Below are 20,783 nucleotides of genomic sequence, written 5' to 3'. Positions count from 1 at the left end.
TTAATATTATTCTGTCGGTTATTTCTTGATTCTCCGGAATTTATCGAACGCAGTTTTTAAAATGGATATAAGCCGCATCCCAGGCTGCCATATCCTGTGGGTGATAAGTCTTCAACGGAATTGAACGGCTTATCAACTGACGCATACCAGCAACATCCGTCGCCTCTCCCATCGTCATTGCCTGAATCATGACATTACCGATAGCTGTTGCCTCAGACGGTCCTGCCACAACCGGGATGCCGATAGCATTAGCAGTAAACTGATTCAACAAGTCATTACGGCTACCTCCACCAATCACATGCAGAGTTTCGATAGGACGAGGAGAAAGCGCACGCAAGTTCTCCAACACCTGACGGTAACGCAAAGCCAGACTCTCAAAGATACAACGTACTATTTGTCCACGTTGCTCAGGAACCGGCTGCCCAGTAGTCCGGCAATATTCACGAATGGCCTGTTCCATATCCGCAGGATTTGCAAAACAGTCGTCATCCGGATTGATTAAACTACGGAATGGTTCACACGAATCCGCTTCGGTTATTAATTCCGGATAGCTCGTATCTCCCCAATTCAGACGGCAACGTTCCAGCAACCACATTCCACAAATATTCTTCAAAAGGCGAATTGTGCCTTCTACGCCACCTTCATTCGTAAAGTTCAAAGCCTCTGTTTCAGCAGTGATTACCGGTGCATCTGTTTCCACCCCCATCAGCGACCAAGTACCGCTACTCAAATATGCGAAATTACGATCAAGTGCGGGAACAGCTGCTACAGCAGATCCGGTATCATGTCCGGCCACCGCAATCACAGGAATTGCCCCCAATCCTGTTATCTTTTGCACTTCTTCAGTCAATGTTCCTATCTTCTCACCTGGGAAGACAAAACGACCGAAATTCTCTTCTTGCAGTCCGACTGCTTTCAGCAACTCCGGTTCCAGACGTTGCGTATGTGCATTCACTAATTGGGCAGTGGAAGCAATGGTATATTCGGTTACCATCTTCCCGGTCAGCATATAGCTCAACGCATCCGGCATAAACAGAACTTTGTCTGCTGCCTCCAATGCACTGTCATGATTGCGACGCAAAGTATCTAATTGGAAAAGTGAATTAAAATTCATTACCTGAATACCAGTTTTACCATATACCTCGCTACGAGAGATACGAGAGAAAAAGGCTTCCGGTGCTCCTACCGTATGCGGATCACGATATGCATAAGGCTGGCGAAGCAGGTTTCCATCTTTTCCAAGGAGGACGAAATCTACTCCCCATGTATCTATACCGATAGAGGCAATAGATTCTCCACGGTGAGCTACCAATTTCAATCCGTCGATAATGTGACGGTATAATGCATAAATATCCCAATAGAAATGTCCACCCACCTCGATCAAGTGGTTAGGAAAACGATTAATCTCCTCCAGATTTAATCCGCCTTCAATAAAAGAGCCTAAGATTGTACGGCCGCTTGTTGCGCCCAGGTCGACTGCAAAAAAGTTCTGTTTCATGGTATTTTGTCTATATATTTAAGGTATCCATTTACATACATTGCAAAGATAGGCGGTTCCTTCCTCCTTTTCCTTACGCATTTTGATAGAAAGGATGTGCATTTTGACACAAATCTGCATAGCCAAACCTTACATCAGTATAAATTTTACTTTTTATGCAAAAAAAGCATGATTTATGCATGTTTTCTCCGAAATAATGCATAATTTTGCGCCATTCTTAGAATAATTATACAATGAAGAAGAAAGCAAATCGGTTAGACGCCATCAAAATGATTATCTCAAGCAAGGAGGTAGGCTCGCAGGAAGAACTACTGCAAGAGCTGAACCGTGAAGGCTTCGAACTGACACAAGCCACCCTCTCCCGCGACTTGAAACAACTGAAAGTAGCCAAAGCTGCCAGTATGAACGGCAAGTATGTATATGTATTGCCGAATAACATCATGTATAAACGTTCCACTGACCAGAGTGCCGGTGAGATGTTGCGCAACAATGGATTTATCTCCCTACAGTTTTCCGGCAATATAGCTGTTATCCGTACCCGTCCCGGTTACGCCAGCAGCATGGCTTATGATATCGACAACAATGAGTTCAGCGAGATTCTGGGAACCATTGCCGGCGACGATACCATCATGCTGGTTCTGCGTGAAGGAGTAGCCACAAGCAAAGTACGTCAGCTTTTGTCGCTCATCATTCCGAATATCGAATAACTATACCTATATTATATATAAAGAAATGGACACTCAACAAATAGATGTTATGGTAGCCGACGCCTCACATGAGGTTTACGTTGACACTATTTTGGAAACTATCAGAAATGCTGCTGCCGTACGAGGAACCGGAATCGCAGAGCGCACACACGAATACGTAGCGACTAAAATGAAAGAGGGCAAAGCAATAATCGCGCTCTGTGGCGACACATTCGCAGGTTTCACCTATATCGAATCATGGGGAAACAAGCAATACGTAGCAACCTCCGGTCTGATTGTACATCCCGATTTTCGCGGATTAGGATTGGCAAAGCGCATCAAACAAGCATCTTTCCAACTGGCACGTCTCCGATGGCCGAAAGCTAAGATTTTCAGTCTGACATCCGGAGCCGCAGTGATGAAAATGAACACCGAACTAGGATATGTCCCTGTCACTTTCAATGAACTGACAGACGACGAGGCTTTCTGGAAAGGATGCGAAGGCTGCACCAACCACGATATACTGGTAGCTAAAAACCGTAAGTTCTGCATCTGCACAGCCATGCTGTACGATCCGACAGACCCGCGGAACATAAAAAAAGAACAAGAAAGAAATAACATTTAATATATACAGCACTATGGAAGAAAAGAAGAAAAAAGTAGTGGTGGCATTCAGCGGCGGACTGGACACATCGTTCACCGTCATGTACCTCGCTAAAGAAAAAGGTTACGAAGTATATGCAGCTTGTGCCAATACGGGCGGTTTCAGCGAAGAACAGCTGAAGACAAACGAAGAAAACGCCTACAAACTGGGAGCAGTGAAATATGTAACATTGGACGTTACTCAGGAATACTACGAAAAGAGTCTGAAATATATGGTTTTCGGAAATGTGCTGCGTAATGGTACTTACCCGATCTCTGTCAGCTCGGAACGTATCTTCCAGGCATTGGCCATCGCACGTTATGCCAACGAAATCGGTGCGGATGCCATTGCCCACGGTTCTACCGGAGCAGGTAACGACCAGATTCGTTTTGACATGACTTTCCTTGTACTGGCTCCGAATGTAGAAATCATCACGCTGACCCGTGATATGGCATTAAGCCGTCAGGAAGAAATCGACTATCTGAACAAACATGGTTTCAGCGCGGACTTCACCAAACTGAAATACTCTTATAACGTAGGTTTGTGGGGTACATCCATCTGTGGTGGCGAAATCCTCGACTCCGCACAGGGATTACCGGAAACAGCCTACCTGAAACATGTGGAAAAAGAAGGCAGCGAACAACTCCGTCTCACTTTCGAAAAGGGAGAACTGAAAGCTGTCAATGACGAAACATTCGATGATCCGATCCAAGCTATCCAGAAGGTAGAAGAGATCGGTGCCGCATACGGTATCGGACGTGATATGCACGTGGGCGATACGATTATCGGCATCAAAGGCCGTGTGGGTTTCGAGGCTGCCGCTCCGATGTTGATTATCGGTGCTCACCGCTTCCTCGAAAAATACACATTGAGCAAATGGCAGCAATACTGGAAAGATCAGGTGGCCAACTGGTACGGAATGTTCCTCCACGAAAGCCAGTATCTCGAACCGGTGATGCGTGACATCGAAGCCATGCTTCAGGAAAGCCAGCGTAACGTTAACGGTACGGCAATCCTCGAGCTCCGCCCGCTTTCTTTCTCTACCGTCGGTGTAGAATCGGAAGACGACCTCGTGAAAACGAAGTTCGGCGAATATGGTGAAATGCAGAAGGGCTGGACAGCCGAAGATGCTAAGGGCTTTATTAAGGTAACTTCTACTCCGCTGCGTGTTTACTACAATAACCATAAAGACGAAGAGATATGATTAAAGCAGGAATCATTGGTGGCGCAGGATATACAGCAGGCGAATTAATCCGTCTGCTGCTCAACCATCCGGAAACTGAAATCGTATTCATCAACAGCAGCAGTAATGCCGGAAACCGAATCACCGACGTACACGAAGGACTCTACGGAGAAACCGACCTGAGATTTACCGACCAGTTACCTCTGGACGCAATAGATGTACTATTCTTCTGTACCGCCCACGGTGACACGAAGAAATTCATGGAAAGCCACAACGTGCCGGAAGATTTGAAAATCATCGACCTCTCGATGGATTATCGCATCAAGAGTGACGATCATGACTTCATCTACGGTCTGCCGGAACTGAACCGTCGTGCTACCTGTACGGCGAAGCACGTAGCCAACCCCGGTTGTTTTGCTACCTGCATCCAGTTAGGTTTGCTTCCGCTAGCCAAGAATCTGATGTTGACAGGCGATGTTTCGGTCAATGCCATCACCGGAAGTACCGGTGCCGGCGTGAAGCCCGGTGCTACCAGTCATTTCAGTTGGCGTAACAATAACATCAGTATATACAAGGCCTTCGATCATCAGCACGTACCGGAAATCAAGCAATCACTGAAGCAGTTGCAGAACAGCTTCGATTCAGAGATCGACTTTATTCCTTATCGGGGAGATTTCCCGCGCGGCATCTTTGCCACTCTTGTCGTAAAAACGAAAGTTGCACTCGAAGAAATCGTTCGCATGTATGAGGAATATTATGCAAAAGACTCCTTCGTGCATATTGTAGATAAGAATATAGACTTGAAACAAGTCGTAAATACCAATAAATGTCTGATACATCTGGAGAAACATGGTGACAAATTACTGATTATCTCCTGTATCGACAACTTGCTGAAGGGTGCCAGCGGACAAGCAGTTCATAACATGAACCTGATGTTCAACCTGGAAGAAACCGTAGGATTACGGCTGAAACCTTCCGCTTTCTAAAAACAGAAGAATTATGAAATTATTCGACGTATATCCTTTATATGACATCAATATAGTCAAAGGACAAGGCTGTAAGGTATGGGATGAGAACGGTACGGAATATCTGGACCTCTACGGAGGCCATGCCGTCATCTCCATCGGACACGCGCATCCCCACTATGTGGAGATGATCAGCAATCAGGTAGCAACCCTTGGTTTCTATTCAAACTCGGTGATCAATAAGCTGCAGCAACAAGTAGCCGAACGATTGGGAAAGATTTCCGGTTATGAAGACTACTCGCTGTTTCTGATCAACAGCGGAGCCGAAGCCAATGAAAACGCGCTGAAGCTGGCTTCTTTCTATAACGGACGCACCAAAGTCATTTCTTTCAGCAAAGCCTTCCACGGACGTACATCCCTTGCAGTGGAGGCTACGAACAACCCCACCATCATTGCTCCGATCAACAACAACGGTCATGTGACCTATCTCCCTCTGAATGACATCGAAGCGATGAAGCAGGAACTGGCGAAAGGTGACGTATGCGCTGTTATCATCGAAGGAATACAAGGAGTGGGCGGTATCAAAATACCGACTACCGAATTTATGCAGGAACTTCGCAAGGTTTGTACCGAAACCGGAACGATTCTGATTCTGGACGAAATCCAGAGTGGATACGGCCGTAGCGGAAAATTCTTTGCCCATCAATACAACCATATCCAGCCAGACATCATCACCGTAGCCAAAGGCATCGGAAACGGATTCCCGATGGCAGGTGTACTGATCAGCCCGATGTTCAAGCCCGTCTACGGACAACTGGGAACTACATTCGGCGGAAATCACCTGGCCTGCTCGGCAGCTCTTGCCGTAATGGACGTCATCGAACAGGACAATCTGGTAGAAAATGCAAAAGCAGTCGGCGACTACCTGCTGGAAGAACTCAAGAAATTCCCGCAAATCAAAGAAGTGCGCGGACGCGGACTGATGATCGGACTCGAATTTGAAGAACCGATCAAGGAATTGCGCAGCCGCCTCATCTACGACGAACACGTATTTACGGGAGCCAGCGGGACAAATGTACTCCGCTTATTGCCCCCTCTCTGCCTCAGCATGGAGGAAGCGGACGAGTTCCTTGCCCGTTTCAAAAGAGTACTCTAACTGATATTTGATTAATAAACAGCGAACAAAAAAGCAGCCTCGAACAGAAAAACAGTTCTTATTCAGGCTGCTTTTTGTTTTTTCGCAATTTACCGTTACCTTTGTCTGTAAGAATACATTAAAAAAGAAGCGCATATGAAAATAGCTATTATCGGTGCAGGAAACATGGGTGGTTCTATAGCCCGCGGCCTGGCAAAAGGAAGTCTGATAGCAGACTCAGATATCATTGTATCCAACCCCAGCGCAGGCAAACTGGAGAAACTGAAAGAAGAATTTCCGGGCATTTCCACCACTCTGAGCAATACGGAAGCGGCAACGGGAGCAGATGTTGTCATTCTCGCCGTGAAGCCTTGGTTTGTGGAGTCCGTCATGCGCGAGTTGAAGCTGAAGAGCAAACAGACGCTCGTATCCGTAGCGGCAGGTATCAGTTTTGAAGAACTCGCACACTTTGTGATAGCACCGGAGATGCCGATGTTCCGCCTGATTCCGAACACTGCCATCAGCGAACTGGAAAGTATGACGCTTATCGCGGCACGCAACACGAACGATGAACAGAACCTGTTTATGCTCCGCCTGTTCAACGAAATGGGAATGGCCATGCTCATCCCCGAAGATAAGATAGCCGCCACCACGGCACTGACTTCCTGCGGCATCGCTTACGTATTGAAATACATCCAGGCAGCCATGCAGGCCGGCATCGAAATGGGCATCCGTCCCAAAGATGCGATGGAAATGGTAGCCCAGTCCGTCAAGGGAGCCGCCGCATTAATTCTGAACAATGACACCCACCCCAGCGTGGAAATCGACAAAGTGACTACTCCGGGCGGAATTACGATCAAGGGAATCAACGAACTGGAACACAACGGATTTACCTCCGCCGTCATCAAAGCGATGAAAGCATCCAAATAATACCGCAAAATTATTAATAATCAAAAAACAACCACTTGTATGAATGACCAAATTAAACAGATCGCAGAACGCCTTCGCGGATTACGTGACGTACTGGAACTAACGTCTGAAGATATCGCCCGCGACTGCGACATATCTGCCGAAGAATACCGGCTCGCAGAGACAGGACAATACGACATTTCCGTTAGTATGCTACAAAAGATAGCCCGTACCTACAACATCGCACTGGATGCTTTGATGTTTGGCGAAGAGCCGAAAATGAACAGCTACTTCGTGACCCGTGCCGGCAAAGGAGTCAGCATCGAACGTACCAGGGCTTACAAATACCAGTCACTGGCGTCGGGCTTCATGAACCGCACCGCCGATCCTTTCATCGTCACGGTCGAACCGAAGGGAGACGATGAGCCGATCCATTATAACCACCACAACGGACAGGAATTCAACCTGGTGGTTGAAGGCCGTATGCTTATCAACATCGAGGGCAAGGAAATCATCCTGAACCAAGGAGACAGTATTTATTTTAATTCAAAACTTCCACATGGCATGAAAGCGCTCGATGGCAAAACGGTACGTTTTCTGGCCGTAATTATGTAATAACGTTATGGTAGAAAGATTTTTAGCACAGACTAGCTTTGCCTCACAAGAGGATTTCATCAAGAACCTGAAAATAAACGTACCGGAGAATTTCAACTTCGGCTACGATGTAGTAGACGCCTGGGCTGCCGAACAACCCGACAAGAACGCTCTGCTCTGGACCAATGACCAAGGCGAAAGCCGTCAGTTCTCCTTCGCCGACATGAAACGCTATACGGACATGACGGCCTCTTACTTCCAGAGCCTCGGCATCGGTCGCGGAGACATGGTGATGCTGATTCTGAAGCGCCGCTATGAGTTCTGGTACAGCACCATCGCCCTGCATAAGCTGGGAGCAACGGTGATCCCCGCCACTCACCTGCTGACAAAGAAAGATATCATCTATCGCTGCAACGCTGCCGACATCAAAATGATTGTGGCTGCCGGCGAAGGAATCATACTGCAACACATCAAAGATGCTCTTCCCGAGTGTCCGAGCGTGGAAAAGCTGGTCAGTGTAGGTCCGGAAGTTCCGGAAGGATTCGAAGATTTCCATCAGGGAATCGATAACGCTGCCCCTTTCATCCGCCCGAGACATGCCAATACGAATGACGACATCTCACTGATGTACTTCACTTCCGGCACTACCGGCGAACCTAAAATGGTAGCACATGACTTTACGTATCCGTTAGGTCATATCGTTACGGGTAGTTTCTGGCACAATCTGGATGAGAACAGCCTCCACCTCACCATCGCCGATACCGGCTGGGGAAAAGCCGTATGGGGAAAACTCTACGGACAATGGATCGCCGGAGCCAACATTTTCGTCTATGACCACGAAAAGTTCACGCCCGCAGCTATTCTGGAAAAGATACAGGAGTATCAGGTGACTTCCCTTTGCGCACCTCCAACCATCTTCCGTTTTCTGATTCATGAAGACCTGACTAAATATGACTTGTCTTCACTGCGGTATTGCACCATTGCCGGAGAAGCACTGAACCCTGCCGTATTCGAAACCTTCAAGAAACTGACAGGCATCAAGCTGATGGAAGGTTTCGGACAGACGGAAACGACACTGACAGTTGCCACCATGCCTTGGATGGAACCGAAACCGGGAAGCATGGGACTGCCCAATCCGCAGTATGACGTAGACCTGATCGACAGTGAAGGTCGCTCCGTGGAAGCCGGAGAGCAAGGACAAATTGTGATCCGTACCAGCAAAGGCAAACCTCTCGGACTTTTCAAAGAGTACTATCGGGATGCGGAACGTACACACGAGGCTTGGCACGACGGCATTTACTACACAGGTGATGTAGCATGGAAAGACGAAGACGGATACCTTTGGTTTGTAGGACGTGCAGACGACGTAATCAAGAGTTCCGGTTACCGTATCGGCCCGTTCGAAGTGGAAAGCGCTTTGATGACGCACCCTGCCGTCATAGAATGTGCTATCACCGGAGTACCCGATGAGATTCGCGGACAGGTAGTTAAAGCTACTATCGTATTGTCCAAAGACTATAAAGCACGTGCCGGAGAAGAACTGATCAAGGAATTGCAGAACCACGTCAAGAAGGTGACTGCTCCTTATAAATATCCGCGTGTGATTGAGTTCGTTGACGAACTGCCCAAGACTATCAGCGGCAAGATTCGTCGCGTGGAAATTCGCGAGAACGATGAGAAATAAGGCATAAAACCCATTTATAAAAAAGCCGGCTGCAAAGGATTGCAGCCGGCTTTTCTTTTCACTATCTGTAAGTATCGGATTCTCTAATCAATTGATAAAGCTCCAACCATCCGCTTAATCATTAGGATGATAGAAATTGTATTGTTCACTCCATGCAGGAATTCCGGTAAGCGTTATATCATTACCGTTCGGGCTATTATCCTTCAATACATTTCCTTTTCCTTCATCACACTTCCAATACCCAATCAAACCATCCGAATCTCCGGATATCTGGCGTGACATTCCTTCCTGAATAGCGTTCTCTGTCAGGCATTTGCTCCAAAGACGAATCTGAGCTAATTCTACCTGCATATTCCAGCCGAAACTCTGTGCTAAAGAAATATTATTGAATGTAAAGTCTCTTGAATCGGCTTTACTATTATTCAATGTACCATCTTTATAGAGGGAAATAGTAGATCCGTCATAAGTATAAGCAATGTGATACCATATATCCGGATACCAAAATTCCTCACTATCAAAATAGTTTCCATCCAACTGACACTGCAAACATGGCGCAATCTTTTTTGCTCCATCCGCCCAATAACGCAATAAAACGCCATTGAAAGAAATAGGAGCCGAATTGTCTGCGAAAATTAATCGTCTGAAAGCAATATTGGCAGGACCCACCCAATCTCCTGTCGGTCTGCCCGTTGTATTATCGAACTTGATCCAATACTCTATAGTCCACTGAGTAACAGGTATTTCGTTTTTAAAGTTCAGACTGGTTTTATTTGCTGATTTCAAAACCACCGCTTTCTGTTTATTAGGGGAAGTAAGCAGATAAAGAATATGGTTTGCGTTACCAACAAGTCCTATCGGTCCGGCTACGGAAGTGATCCGTACCGGAATCGCATAAGCCTCGTTATTGGGGGTGGTAAACGGCTTTATAGTAAGATTAATGACTGGTGCAGACACTTCACCTGCGGGAATCGTAACTGTGCGTTCAAAACTTCTGAATTCTTCCGGCAAAAGTTCGTAAGACGCTTCATGCTGTTGATTATACTCATCAATGAGTTGCTGATCAATATCCAGTGTTACAGTTACATCTTGATCAATAGCACGAACCAAACGGACGGTCAATGTTTTTATCACATCTCCCTCGTCCACCAATTGTGCCTCTATCTGCTGACTAAACGTATTAGAAGGAGCCGCTTCCGCAATATATACTCCATTATCGATAGTTGACAGTTTTGCATCGTTGCATCCGGTGACAACAGCCAAAGCTGCCCCCAGCACAACATATCTTGAAAATTTAATCATCTTCATAATTATCCTTTTTTAGTTATGTTCTTGCAATTAATGATTAGCGGGATTCAGAACCTGAATAACCTCACGCATAAAGAAATAGTCATTCACCGGACGACAAAGATTAAAACGGTAGGCACCCACTCCGCCAATGCGGGCATCTACTCCCGGACGATAGTACATCGCCATTCCCTTCAATGAATAAGTCACAATACCATCACGAGTTGTAAATTCCGGTCCGCCATCCCCTTTATGCTTTTCAAAGTCCTCACACCAAACTGTTTTACTAAGAATCGTAGCTTCATCCTCTATCGAACCGAATTTATTTAATAATCTGTCAAAACGACCATCCAAAGCATCACTATATCCCTCATCCGACCTACAGTAATAGGCTTGAACCACATAATAATCTAATAAAGGGCCCGACTCCTTGTTCAGTGTCTGCGGTTCTCCGTCGACCATCAATATACGTCCAGTTCCCGATTTCGGTCCGAATTCTTTCGATAATTCATCCAAAAAAATATGCATACGGTCCGAATTTCCACTCAGATTTCCGGAATAGCCAAAATTCGGTTCAAAGTCGATATCGAATCCATCATAGTTATACTTATTGATTGAATCAATAATCACCCGCGCATATTTACGGATAGCTTTTTCTTGTCCTTCTTCCGAAGTGTCACCATAATTGCCATACCACCCCCAATAAGCAGCCATCGCTTCATCCTTAGAGTTGTACTGTACGCCATCCACGATGAAATCATTCTCAACAGAAGCAGGCGTATGACTTCTGCCTATATCTGTGATATGCTGACAATACAAAACTCTGAGACCTTTCTTCTCTCTCACTTCCTTAAGGTCACTTTTTTGTGCTTCAGTCAGGTTGAAAGCCCCTCCCCAAAGAGAGACGATATCCATTGAATCGGGAATACCTCTCAACTGGTTGTTCATATTCGTTCCGGTTCCGGTCCATTCACTGTACCAGCCGAAAACAATCGGATGATCGGATTTCTTATACTCTCTCAGTGCCTTATAATAGTCTTCACCATTGATATTCACCGGTTCGGTGAACTTCGGTTCCATTTCAGTCCAGTCGCTGCACTGTATAAACATCAGTGCACCCATTACTCCAAATATGATATATAATAATTTCTTCATATTGTCATTCCTAATTTAAGCTATTAATAAGTACCATTTTCTTTCATTGCCCACCAAAGATCAGTTCCATTAGAATCTTTTCCATTGCTAAGCATACTGACGGCCGCTTCCACATTCGCCTTATTGTTATTGTATTCACTTCGTGTAAAACGAAGACGGCGTTGTCCGCGCCCCGTATTACAATCGGCATTCATAGATTCAGTTGCCGGGAAGATTCTGGGATAGCCCGTGCGACGGAAATCTGCCCATCCGTTCATCGGGTCGGGATAACAGGCAATCCATTTCTGGGTAAGTACCCTTTCCAGTTTCTTCGCGTCATCAGCTCCATCCTCCCACTTGATCGTAATGGACGACTGGTTCGTATAATTGTTTCCGGTATGTCCGGCAATTAAATTATCCACATAATTTCCCGGTACAGATGTAGCGTCAGCCAAATAATCATCGGCACCCGATACCCCAAATTCCTCAAAAGACAATCGAACTCCCTTTTCATAGAAAGTCTTGGCATCTCCACCCATATTCCAGCCTTTCAGTGCTCCTTCCGCACGCAGGAAAGCAGCTTCGGCAGCGTACATTACCGGTTGTGGCAATGTTTTGTCGGTAGCGATAAAGAGTTTGCTATAGTTGGCGTATACCGTAGGTTCAGGTATTTCTGCCGAACCCGAACGGACACCTACATACCCACCGGCAGCAGTCTGAGTCTGCGGAGTAAAATAAGCAGGACGGCGAGGATCGTTATATCCGTTCATGTACGACACGAGGCAGGCATTGGCTCTTACTTCGGGCCATCCGCTGACAATAGCATATCCATTTTCATTGATTCCGCCATTAGTCGTATCATAAGAACTGTCGCCCACACTTTCCATCACACCTCCAAGTACAGCTTCCTGAGCCTTGGTCTGAGCATATTCCGGTTCTACTCCCGAGATGCGGATAGCCATCCGAAGTTTCAGCGTATTGGCAAACTTCAGCCACTTCGAGCAGTCACCTTTATAGAACTGGTCTACCACAGCCAAATCTTGATTTACGCCGAACGTTGCCGCCGACTTCAGAATGGTGATCGCATTATCCAGATCGTCAAACATGGCATGCCATACAGTCTGCTCATTATCATAAGGGGCTTCCGTTTCGCCGGCCTTCATCTGTGTGTAAGGAATGGGACCTTGCAAAGATGCGAGCAACTGCATACCATAAACACGGGTTAACTGAGCCATGGCATAAATGACACCTTTCTTTTCCGTAGAGTTCTCGACCAGAAAGAAAGAAGGATAGATATAGCCGTAGAGTCTTCCCCATGAACTGTCATTGTGCCCTTCGGACGCATTATAATAAGCAAAGATATTCTTTCCAAAGCTCCAGTTAGCTGTCGCAGTCACTTGACCGCTAAAGCTGGCCCACATACAATTAATCTCCTGACAAGCATTCTGTTGCGGACAAGCATACACGTTAAACATCGTAGACAGTAAGTTACTTGCCGGTACTTTTGAAGGCTGATAAGGGTTGGTATTAAAATCTTCAAAGTTAGTAGTACACCCCGCCATCATACATACGACTGCGCTTGCTCCGATATATTTTATTATCTTGTTCATACCTATTTATTATTTAAAACTGAAATTTAACATTGAATCCGAAATTTCTTGTACTCGGAAGCATATAGGCATCAAATCCCTGATAGAAGTTAGATGCAGCTGAAGTGGTCAGTTCCGGATCGAAAGGAGCCTTGCAATAAATCATCCATAAATTCTTTCCTACCAGCCCAACAGTCATTCCGACCTTATTGTCAAACCATTTTTTAGGCAATGTATAGCTAAGTGAAAGTTCGCCGAGTCGTACATTGGTAGCGCTATACGTGTAGTAAGCCGCAGTTCCCTGAATGGTCTGATAGTAAGTCTGTGCAGAGACTTTGCTCTGATTAATCTGCACGCCTCCTGCGTCACGTACGTCCGCGCTGACTTTGGAAACACCGGCAGCGTCAAGTACGGACTGCGTCTCACTGATAACAATACCTCCGAAACGTCCGGTGAAAGTCATGCCAAGATTAACTCCCTTATAACCGAATCCTAAACTCCAGCCCATATTCATCTTAGGCAGAATAGAACCTAAGTAGGTTTCTTTGTTCTCCATAGCCAGTCCGACACCTTCTTCATTAAGAATGTAGCCATTCAAGTCACGTTTGAGCAAGCGTTGTCCGTATACGTCTCCCATTGATCCTCCGACACGCAAAATCAGGCGGGCATCCGTATGTCCATAAGTAAGCGGAGACAGTTCCGGCATCTGGATAGGTTGTCCGGTGGCATAGTTATACACACCGTCAGCCAACCGTTTTACCCGGTTCTTATTCCATGTCAATGTATAGTTCGTATTGAAAGAGAAATCTTTCCACTGCTTGTTATAACCCAATGACATTTCCAGACCTTCGTTCATGATGTTTCCACTTTGGATAGGAATATTAGAATATCCCGAAGAAAGCGACAAGTCCGCATAGAATGTCTGATTATAAGTATTGGAACGATAATAAGTCAAGTTAAGACTGATGTCATTGAGGATACGTGCGTCCAAACCTACTTCCCATGACTTGGTACGTTCCGGTTTCAGTTTCGTGTTCGGATAAGAAGAGGTACTGGTCCAGCTCTGTGTCTGTTCATCGTAAGGGTAAGTAACGGTAGTCATGAAGCGGCCGTAAGAGTTACCTACCTCAGTGTACGAACCGCGAACTTTCAGGTATGTCAGCCAATCAGGAGCATTAAACATACTCGTCAGAATGGCGGAAAGTCCTATTGACGGGTAGAAGAAAGACTTGTAATCGGAGAAAGCCAGTCTTGAATCCCAGTCGTTACGTCCGGTAGCAGTCAGATAGATCATCGATTTCCAACCAATTTCCGCATTGGCAAAGATAGCGCGTGTCTGATCATGCCAGCCGGACTGTTTTGCTTTCCATGCTTTATTGAAATCGATATTGTGGACGGCAAAGAAATTGATAAGTTTCAATCCGCCTTCATATCCGATCATTTCATAACGGCTGTCACTCAGTGACACACCAAGGTTGACATTGACCGACCAGTCGTTAAAACTCTTATTCAGTGTAGCAATCGCATCCGCATACGTGTTCTTTGATTGTGTAGAGGTGTCACTGTACGTTCCACGGTCACCCGACACCAGTGTGCCGGTAGAAGCGTATGCCTTATAAGTACTACGATTATCATAATTATCTATTTTCACACGTCCTACCACATCCAGCCAGTCGAACAACTGATATTTGAGGGAAGCGTTGATCATATAACGGGTCTTCTTATTCTCCCGCAACTGGCGATTCTGTATCCAGTAGGGGTTGGCAAGACCACTTGAAGTACCGCCGTAAGGCCAGTATTGCTCCATCAGGTCCATACCGGAATTATAACGTTCGAACATACGTACATCATCGAAATTCTCACTACGAGGGAAACGGTAAAGTCCCGGCAGAGGATTATAGTAATAACCCTGCGACATCATATTCTTGTCATTCTGAAGAATATAACTGGCACCGGCATCGAGTGTCATCTTGTCTTTCAGGAAACTGGTCGTGTTACGGACAGTGAAATTATAGCGGTTGTATCCACTGTTGGGCAATATATTGGTGGTGTTGGTAGTAGAAGCCGACAAATACGCCTGATTCTTCTTGTTACCGGTTGACAAAGCAAATGAGTTAATGACATTCGCTCCGGTCTGGAAGAAGTCACGCGGATCGTAGTCACTGTTTACAATCGGTCCCCAGCTATCCAGGCTGTTGGGCAGGTTACCATATTTGCTCTGCATCTCAGGCATCATTGACACCTTCGAGAAAGTAGTATTATTGGAGACCGTGACAGAAGTCTTGTCCGCAGACCCCTTCTTGGTGGTTATCAGCACAACACCGGCAGCGGCAGCATTACCATACAGAGCTGCGGCAGAAGGTCCGGTCAGCATAGAGATAGATTCGATGTCTTCCGGGTTAATGTCGGCAGCGCCATCCGTACCCTGCTGGTCATAGATACCACCGCCACCTCCATTCATCATGTTATACATCGGTACACCGTCGATCACATAAAGCGCCAGATTGGAAGAAGTGATAGATTTGACACCACGCATCACGACACGCGAAGCACCTCCCGTGGTATTGGACGAATTAATATTAACACCGGCCACCTTACCATTCAGAGAAGAGATGAAGTTCGCATCTTTCACAGTAGTCAGTTCATCACCGCTCAGCTGCTGCACGTTGTATGACAATGCCTTCTCCGAGCGTTTGATACCCAATGCCGTCACTACCACCTCATTCAGTTCCTGCGTCGCATCCTCTAGCACCACATTGGCAACATTTCCTTTTACGGGTACTTCTTTTGACTGATAACCTACATAGGAAAATACAAGAACAGGATTCGCCGATGAAGTGGAAAGCTTATAGTTTCCATCCATATCGGTGATGGTTCCCTCACCGGAACTCTTCTCCCGGATAGAGACACCAATCAACGGCTCTCCATTCTTATCTTTTACCGTGCCGGCAATAAGTCTTTCTTTTCTCTGCTGTGCAACGTCTTTTTCTTTTGCAGCCAGTACTATTTTATTATCCAAAACTTTATATTCGATGCCCACACCTTTAAAAACTTGCTCCAGAACCTGGAATATATTCTTATTAGACACTGACACCGACACTTTGCGTTTCAAATCGAGATTCTTACTGTTTACAAAAAAGCCGAATCCGGACTCAAGTTCGATTTTGTGAAGCACTTCCTCTATGGTACAATCGTTTGCCTTCAATGTGATGGAAGTCTTTTGCGCATATCCATCGGACGCATATGCCAGTCCGAATGAGCAGACAATGAGTATAAATAGTAACTTCATAGATAGTGATATTTTCCTTGAAGACCGCCTAAGAAGGTTTAATCCTCCAAGAAATTGGACGATACAATAATTTTGCATAAATTTGTAACGAGTTTAATTAAAAAACTAGTAGTTATACTTGTCGGGAAACAAGTAGATTCACGATTACTGGGCTCAATACGGGAAGATACGACCAATATCATCCCGTATCTTTTTTAGTTTCAAGGGTCTTTGTTTTTCATGGCAATAAGCTTTTTTGAAATAAGGTTATTAATAACACTAAATAAAAATTTCTATCTTCATCTTCTCTTTACTTCCTTGTACACTGTTCAGATAACGCCAGCGTATTTTCGAAGAAGCTTCTATATAATTCAGTATCTGCTCCAGGCTCCTGCTCGTGAATGTCCCGGAGAACAGGTCATCATCGGGCACATTGCGTCGAACGATAAATTCCACATCATATCTGTCTGCCAAAATCTCCAGAGCATCCTGCAAAGATGTCTGCTTAAAGACGATAATACCATCCTTCCATGCCAGTTCTCCCTCACCGGAAGTAGTATAGAGCTCCGTTTTTCCACTCTGCGAATAATAGATCAGCTTCTGACCGGGTGCCATAGTAATGTACTGAGGCTTCTGTGCGGTATTATTAAATTCGAAATGCACTTTCCCTTCTATCAGAGTGGTAGTAATCTCTTCGGAATCCCTATACGCCTTTACATTGAACTTTGTGCCCAACACTTTAATCGCAGACTGATGGGCTGTGGAAACAATGAACTGTTTCTCCGGGTCTTTCTGAACTTCGAAATAGGCCTCCCCGTCCAGTTCCACTTTACGGGTACGGGAAGCGAACTGACTGGGAAAAGTCAGCGTACTTTTTCCGTTTACCCATACCATTGTTCCGTCAGCAAGCGTCACTTGCGTACGTTGTCCGGCAGGCACATATACGGTCTGCATTTCTACATTTTCCTTTTGCAGAGTTTGTATCAGTATATAACTTAATCCGAAAGCCAAAACAAATATAGCCGCAATCCGCATCGCCTTCATCGTAAAAGTGCGTAGTGAAAGCAGCTTGTCACGCCCCGTTTTCAACTCATCCGCATCCTGCCAAACAAGTGCATCATAACTTTTGCGGAGTGACATAAATTCTTTGAGATTAGCGGCATCGGCATCAATCCATGCTGCAACTTCTTCTTTCTCCCTTTGAGAGGCTTTTCCGGATATATATTTTAAAAGTAAATTCTGATTCATATTATAAGTTGAGTTACTTTATAAGTAATAAACAGGAGTATATTTGCTCCCCCTTTCATATAGAATACCACTCACTAAAAATAATCCCTAGTGAGAAATACAACTTTTTTTGCTGTTATTAAAAAAAGAGGAGAAAAAGATATTTTCAAGATCATCAAATAAAAAATATCAGGAAAGGAGCATACTCTTTCAGATTATCACGCAGCAGCTTCACAGCTTTGCTTATATGATACTCCACTCCTTTGACACTGATACCCAATTCTTCAGCTATTTCTTTATGAGATTTTCCATCCAGACGATCGGATATAAATGCAATGCGCGTCTTTTCCGGCATACCAGCCAACAATGTTTTCACCTTTGAGCGTAATTCTTCGGACATAACTTCCTTCGGATCACAGGCTTCCAAGGTTGAAATACGGATTTCCAATTCCCGTTGTCCCTTATCTGTCAGGTTTTGGTAGACGTTCTCCTGAACCTGCAAATGTTTCAGGTAATTGAGTGACTTGCTACGTATATAAGTGATTAATACAGCTTCGATACTCGGAATTTCCTGTTTTTTACTTAATTCCCACAAATAAATGATTGCTTCCGATACAATATCTTCAGCTACCAAATCATTATGGACGTATGATAAGGTAAACAGGAATGCTCTCCTATAATAGGTAGTATATATCGAATTAAAATTAATTGCAGTCATTTCGATCTATATTAATGGCGCTTATGCGTATAGTTTAAGTATATCCAAAGGTCTTTAATGATTGCAAAGAAATATATTTTAATTGAATAAAAGAACTTTTTGAAGAGAAAATGGGACATAAGCCGGTAAATCATCAGAAGGCTGACGACTAGCATATAGCTTTCACTCCTTTCTCTCCACTTTTTTCCAATGCTAAAAACTGACCAATTTATGCTAAAATCAGATCATTGCATCATTTCTATACTATTATGACTCAAAATTGCTCTAATCTATAAATCCAACTTCCTATATTTGCAGCCATAACAATTAAAACACAAAAAGAATATGATTACAAGTAGAAAGGTTTCTCAGGTCAATGTTTTTGCTGGTAGTCCCTGGGAAGTAGCCAGCGTAAAGAGTTTATTGAAAGCAGCGTATATCGAGGCATCAATGAAAGACAATGGATTGAACAGTATACTCATTTCTGTTCCATGCGAATATTATACAGCAGCAATGCGTGTGATTAATAAAAGAAAAGTTTCATAGGTTTTAGGTTAAACATATAAGATTAAAGCCGGGTACGATGGGAGATCGCACTCGGCTTTTCAGTCTTTGTATGATTCTTTTAAAACGAAGTAACCTTTAGATTGGTTGACTTTCTGTTTGTTTAATCTTCAGTTTGCTCAATTTCTACTTTTTCATTCTTTAGCTTTTCAAGAGCGGCAATCTGCATATTACAGAAAAGGTGTATGTGATGAATCAAGTTAGTATTCTGTGACAAGTAAACGACAGAGTCCATAAGTTGGGCAGACAGTTGGTAGGCTTTCCGATTATTTGTATTTTCGTCCGGACGACGCATATAAAGGGCAAAACTTCGGTATAAGATAGGAATAAAGCGTTCCCACGGAAGTTCTAAGCTAAGCAACAAATGGTTCATATTCTCCAGCATACGTTGAAGAGACTCAAGGTCCGGCTTATCAGATTGCTTGCCATACACCTCTGCCCATAGACGGGCTTCTTCTTCAAAAAAAATTTCATTGGGACTTTCTTTCGCGTTAGTCAAAGCGTTTTCAGTATCCATAAGATAAAAGTTTAATAAAGGGGCAAAAAAGAACGGTTTCGCCTTTCCCGTTGACTAACACATCTTAGGACGCTGGAGGTACATTACATACTCCCCACGGGGGTACGAAACCGCCTATGAGGAAAGCTACAAGCAAAAAATGCCTGCAACTTATCAAAAGCAGGATTCCCTGCGTCCCATTATAAAATGTTAGTCACTGCAAAGATACTATTTTTCAAATATAAGTATGGAATATCTGTAGATTTATTAATCAGAATTTCCACAATAGCCTCCATAGTAATTTGACAGCAGTTTTGCTCTCATGCCCTAACAAACTGTCTGTATCCCTTTATTCATCGTAGTTTTCGGTGTGGTAGCAACTGTGGTGGCAGGTATGAGAGCAAACGGTTGCTCTCACTCTGTTTCGTCCTGACTAGTATCGTTTCTACATTGCTATCTTTTGATTTACAGGATGTTAATATCTGACATCTCAGCTATTAATGACTGATACCCCATACATTATTAGCCAATAAATGATTCAATGCTTCTCCTAAAAGAACTGGTCAATTGAAATAACTAACATGGTCGAGTCAATCCAAACATACGGTCAAAGTGAATCCAATCGACAGATGTTTCAGAAAGTTTCAAACGCTTGAACTAATGATTCCAAGCTGTTGGAACTAAAGTTTCAAGCCTTTGGAACTATGGTTTCTCTTCGCTGAAACTATAGTTTCAAGACGAGGAAACTAATTTAGTTGTCTTATCCTTGATGTGTACTGGTTTTAGTTGACAACTTCGTTTGTTATAACTGAATTAGTTTACTCAATATACTTTAATATCTAAATAGGTTTACTTTTGTTATTCTTATTCCTATGTTAGTTGTCTTTTGTTGGTGCTTGCAAATTTATGCATCTTCCTTTATTTACGCAAGCCTTCTTCAGGAAAATGTAATGTTGCCAACAACCAAAAACTCTTCGGTCGGGGATCGTCCTAGCGGCAAGGGGCGGGACCACCCATCCCGACGAGCGGGTATTATGCTGTTAATCCTACCGTTTCGCTGACCACTTCCATAGGTGTCCTCATGTTTATCCCTTGATGAGGCCGCACATGATTATATACATATACAGCATCTTCAATGCGCTTGCTTACTTGCTCGAAGCTCTCATCATCACAGTCGAATAGCCAACCGTTTTTANGGTGTTGTTCATTTCTTTCAGCCAATGCATT

At 44.4% G+C, this 20,783-nt stretch carries 18 protein-coding genes; 9 read left to right on the top strand and 9 right to left on the bottom strand.

Features of this window, described 5'->3' with window-relative positions; all coding sequences use genetic code 11:
- Window positions 1–40: 40 nt before the first annotated feature.
- A complete protein-coding gene (rhaB, locus tag HMPREF9007_RS06940; RefSeq protein ID WP_008762700.1) occupies window positions 41–1,498 on the bottom strand; it encodes a rhamnulokinase in 1,458 nt (485 codons plus the stop codon).
- Between the two features lie 233 nt (window positions 1,499–1,731).
- Here rhaB and HMPREF9007_RS06945 point away from each other — a divergent pair, with 233 nt between their 5' ends.
- From HMPREF9007_RS06945 to HMPREF9007_RS06980, 8 genes are all read left to right on the top strand, one after another.
- Window positions 1,732–2,205 carry an arginine repressor gene (locus tag HMPREF9007_RS06945; RefSeq protein WP_008762699.1) on the top strand — a complete coding sequence of 158 codons (474 nt, stop codon included), beginning with the start codon at window positions 1,732–1,734 and terminating at the stop codon, window positions 2,203–2,205.
- A 25-nt stretch (window positions 2,206–2,230) separates the two neighbouring features.
- A complete protein-coding gene (locus HMPREF9007_RS06950; RefSeq protein WP_008762698.1) occupies window positions 2,231–2,809 on the top strand; it encodes a GNAT family N-acetyltransferase in 579 nt (192 codons plus the stop codon).
- Window positions 2,810–2,822: 13 nt separating this feature from the next.
- Window positions 2,823–4,031 (top strand): argininosuccinate synthase domain-containing protein, encoded by a 1,209-nt coding sequence (locus tag HMPREF9007_RS06955; protein WP_008762697.1) that lies wholly within the window; start codon window positions 2,823–2,825, stop codon window positions 4,029–4,031.
- Window positions 4,028–4,996 carry an N-acetyl-gamma-glutamyl-phosphate reductase gene (gene argC / locus HMPREF9007_RS06960; protein WP_008762696.1) on the top strand — a complete coding sequence of 323 codons (969 nt, stop codon included), beginning with the start codon at window positions 4,028–4,030 and terminating at the stop codon, window positions 4,994–4,996. The genes HMPREF9007_RS06955 and argC overlap by 4 nt, the downstream gene beginning before the upstream one ends.
- A 13-nt stretch (window positions 4,997–5,009) precedes the next feature.
- Window positions 5,010–6,131, top strand: coding sequence for an aminotransferase class III-fold pyridoxal phosphate-dependent enzyme (locus HMPREF9007_RS06965; protein WP_008762695.1), 1,122 nt, complete (start codon window positions 5,010–5,012; stop codon window positions 6,129–6,131).
- A gap of 135 nt (window positions 6,132–6,266) precedes the next feature.
- Window positions 6,267–7,040 carry a pyrroline-5-carboxylate reductase gene (gene proC / locus HMPREF9007_RS06970; RefSeq protein ID WP_008762694.1) on the top strand — a complete coding sequence of 258 codons (774 nt, stop codon included), beginning with the start codon at window positions 6,267–6,269 and terminating at the stop codon, window positions 7,038–7,040.
- 39 nt (window positions 7,041–7,079) lie between these two features.
- Window positions 7,080–7,634 carry a cupin domain-containing protein gene (locus HMPREF9007_RS06975; RefSeq protein WP_008762693.1) on the top strand — a complete coding sequence of 185 codons (555 nt, stop codon included), beginning with the start codon at window positions 7,080–7,082 and terminating at the stop codon, window positions 7,632–7,634.
- 7 nt (window positions 7,635–7,641) lie between these two features.
- Complete coding sequence (locus tag HMPREF9007_RS06980) at window positions 7,642–9,297, top strand: AMP-binding protein (protein ID WP_008762692.1); 1,656 nt, start codon at window positions 7,642–7,644, stop codon at window positions 9,295–9,297.
- A 114-nt stretch (window positions 9,298–9,411) separates the two neighbouring features.
- Here the strand turns inward: HMPREF9007_RS06980 and HMPREF9007_RS06985 are convergent, their stop codons facing one another.
- The 6 genes from HMPREF9007_RS06985 to HMPREF9007_RS07010 all read right to left on the bottom strand — a co-directional run bounded on the left by HMPREF9007_RS06985 (window position 9,412) and on the right by HMPREF9007_RS07010 (window position 18,517).
- Window positions 9,412–10,602, bottom strand: coding sequence for a DUF1735 domain-containing protein (locus tag HMPREF9007_RS06985; protein ID WP_008762691.1), 1,191 nt, complete (start codon window positions 10,600–10,602; stop codon window positions 9,412–9,414).
- A gap of 30 nt (window positions 10,603–10,632) precedes the next feature.
- The gene (locus tag HMPREF9007_RS06990) at window positions 10,633–11,736 is read right to left on the bottom strand and encodes a glycoside hydrolase family 18 (protein ID WP_008762690.1); all 1,104 of its coding nucleotides are present in this window, start codon (window positions 11,734–11,736) and stop codon (window positions 10,633–10,635) included.
- A gap of 23 nt (window positions 11,737–11,759) precedes the next feature.
- The gene (locus HMPREF9007_RS06995) at window positions 11,760–13,325 is read right to left on the bottom strand and encodes a SusD/RagB family nutrient-binding outer membrane lipoprotein (protein WP_008762689.1); all 1,566 of its coding nucleotides are present in this window, start codon (window positions 13,323–13,325) and stop codon (window positions 11,760–11,762) included.
- 13 nt (window positions 13,326–13,338) lie between these two features.
- Complete coding sequence (locus HMPREF9007_RS07000; RefSeq protein WP_008762688.1) at window positions 13,339–16,593, bottom strand: SusC/RagA family TonB-linked outer membrane protein; 3,255 nt, start codon at window positions 16,591–16,593, stop codon at window positions 13,339–13,341.
- Between the two features lie 258 nt (window positions 16,594–16,851).
- The gene (locus HMPREF9007_RS07005) at window positions 16,852–17,820 is read right to left on the bottom strand and encodes a FecR domain-containing protein (RefSeq protein WP_008762687.1); all 969 of its coding nucleotides are present in this window, start codon (window positions 17,818–17,820) and stop codon (window positions 16,852–16,854) included.
- Window positions 17,821–17,974: 154 nt separating this feature from the next.
- On the bottom strand, window positions 17,975–18,517 hold the full coding sequence (locus HMPREF9007_RS07010) for an RNA polymerase sigma-70 factor (RefSeq protein ID WP_008762686.1): 543 nt from the start codon (window positions 18,515–18,517) through the stop codon (window positions 17,975–17,977).
- A 324-nt stretch (window positions 18,518–18,841) separates the two neighbouring features.
- On the opposite strand from HMPREF9007_RS07010, the gene HMPREF9007_RS07015 reads away from it, so the two are divergent.
- Window positions 18,842–19,042, top strand: coding sequence for a DUF2007-related protein (locus HMPREF9007_RS07015; protein WP_008762685.1), 201 nt, complete (start codon window positions 18,842–18,844; stop codon window positions 19,040–19,042).
- 121 nt (window positions 19,043–19,163) lie between these two features.
- Here the strand turns inward: HMPREF9007_RS07015 and HMPREF9007_RS07020 are convergent, their stop codons facing one another.
- Both HMPREF9007_RS07020 and HMPREF9007_RS26440 read right to left on the bottom strand, forming a co-directional pair.
- Window positions 19,164–19,577 (bottom strand): hypothetical protein, encoded by a 414-nt coding sequence (locus HMPREF9007_RS07020; protein WP_008762684.1) that lies wholly within the window; start codon window positions 19,575–19,577, stop codon window positions 19,164–19,166.
- Window positions 19,578–20,588: 1,011 nt separating this feature from the next.
- Window positions 20,589–20,783: integrase core domain-containing protein (locus HMPREF9007_RS26440; protein WP_165000535.1), on the bottom strand; the 195-nt coding region annotated here is incomplete at its 5' end.

The sequence above is a fragment of the Bacteroides sp. 1_1_14 genome (assembly GCF_000162515.1).
GTDB classification, from domain to species: Bacteria; Bacteroidota; Bacteroidia; order Bacteroidales; family Bacteroidaceae; genus Bacteroides; species Bacteroides thetaiotaomicron.
Note: the sequence above shows the minus strand (reverse complement) of the source record. Positions and strands in the feature narration are given on the sequence as shown.

Coding starts and splice junctions, on each gene's coding strand:
- rhaB (WP_008762700.1), bottom strand. CDS start 1,498: ATGAAACAGAACTTTTTTGCAGTCGACCTGGGCGCAACAAGCGGCCGT.
- HMPREF9007_RS06945 (WP_008762699.1), top strand. CDS start 1,732: ATGAAGAAGAAAGCAAATCGGTTAGACGCCATCAAAATGATTATCTCA.
- HMPREF9007_RS06950 (WP_008762698.1), top strand. CDS start 2,231: ATGGACACTCAACAAATAGATGTTATGGTAGCCGACGCCTCACATGAG.
- HMPREF9007_RS06955 (WP_008762697.1), top strand. CDS start 2,823: ATGGAAGAAAAGAAGAAAAAAGTAGTGGTGGCATTCAGCGGCGGACTG.
- argC (WP_008762696.1), top strand. CDS start 4,028: ATGATTAAAGCAGGAATCATTGGTGGCGCAGGATATACAGCAGGCGAA.
- HMPREF9007_RS06965 (WP_008762695.1), top strand. CDS start 5,010: ATGAAATTATTCGACGTATATCCTTTATATGACATCAATATAGTCAAA.
- proC (WP_008762694.1), top strand. CDS start 6,267: ATGAAAATAGCTATTATCGGTGCAGGAAACATGGGTGGTTCTATAGCC.
- HMPREF9007_RS06975 (WP_008762693.1), top strand. CDS start 7,080: ATGAATGACCAAATTAAACAGATCGCAGAACGCCTTCGCGGATTACGT.
- HMPREF9007_RS06980 (WP_008762692.1), top strand. CDS start 7,642: ATGGTAGAAAGATTTTTAGCACAGACTAGCTTTGCCTCACAAGAGGAT.
- HMPREF9007_RS06985 (WP_008762691.1), bottom strand. CDS start 10,602: ATGAAGATGATTAAATTTTCAAGATATGTTGTGCTGGGGGCAGCTTTG.
- HMPREF9007_RS06990 (WP_008762690.1), bottom strand. CDS start 11,736: ATGAAGAAATTATTATATATCATATTTGGAGTAATGGGTGCACTGATG.
- HMPREF9007_RS06995 (WP_008762689.1), bottom strand. CDS start 13,325: ATGAACAAGATAATAAAATATATCGGAGCAAGCGCAGTCGTATGTATG.
- HMPREF9007_RS07000 (WP_008762688.1), bottom strand. CDS start 16,593: ATGAAGTTACTATTTATACTCATTGTCTGCTCATTCGGACTGGCATAT.
- HMPREF9007_RS07005 (WP_008762687.1), bottom strand. CDS start 17,820: ATGAATCAGAATTTACTTTTAAAATATATATCCGGAAAAGCCTCTCAA.
- HMPREF9007_RS07010 (WP_008762686.1), bottom strand. CDS start 18,517: ATGACTGCAATTAATTTTAATTCGATATATACTACCTATTATAGGAGA.
- HMPREF9007_RS07015 (WP_008762685.1), top strand. CDS start 18,842: ATGATTACAAGTAGAAAGGTTTCTCAGGTCAATGTTTTTGCTGGTAGT.
- HMPREF9007_RS07020 (WP_008762684.1), bottom strand. CDS start 19,577: ATGGATACTGAAAACGCTTTGACTAACGCGAAAGAAAGTCCCAATGAA.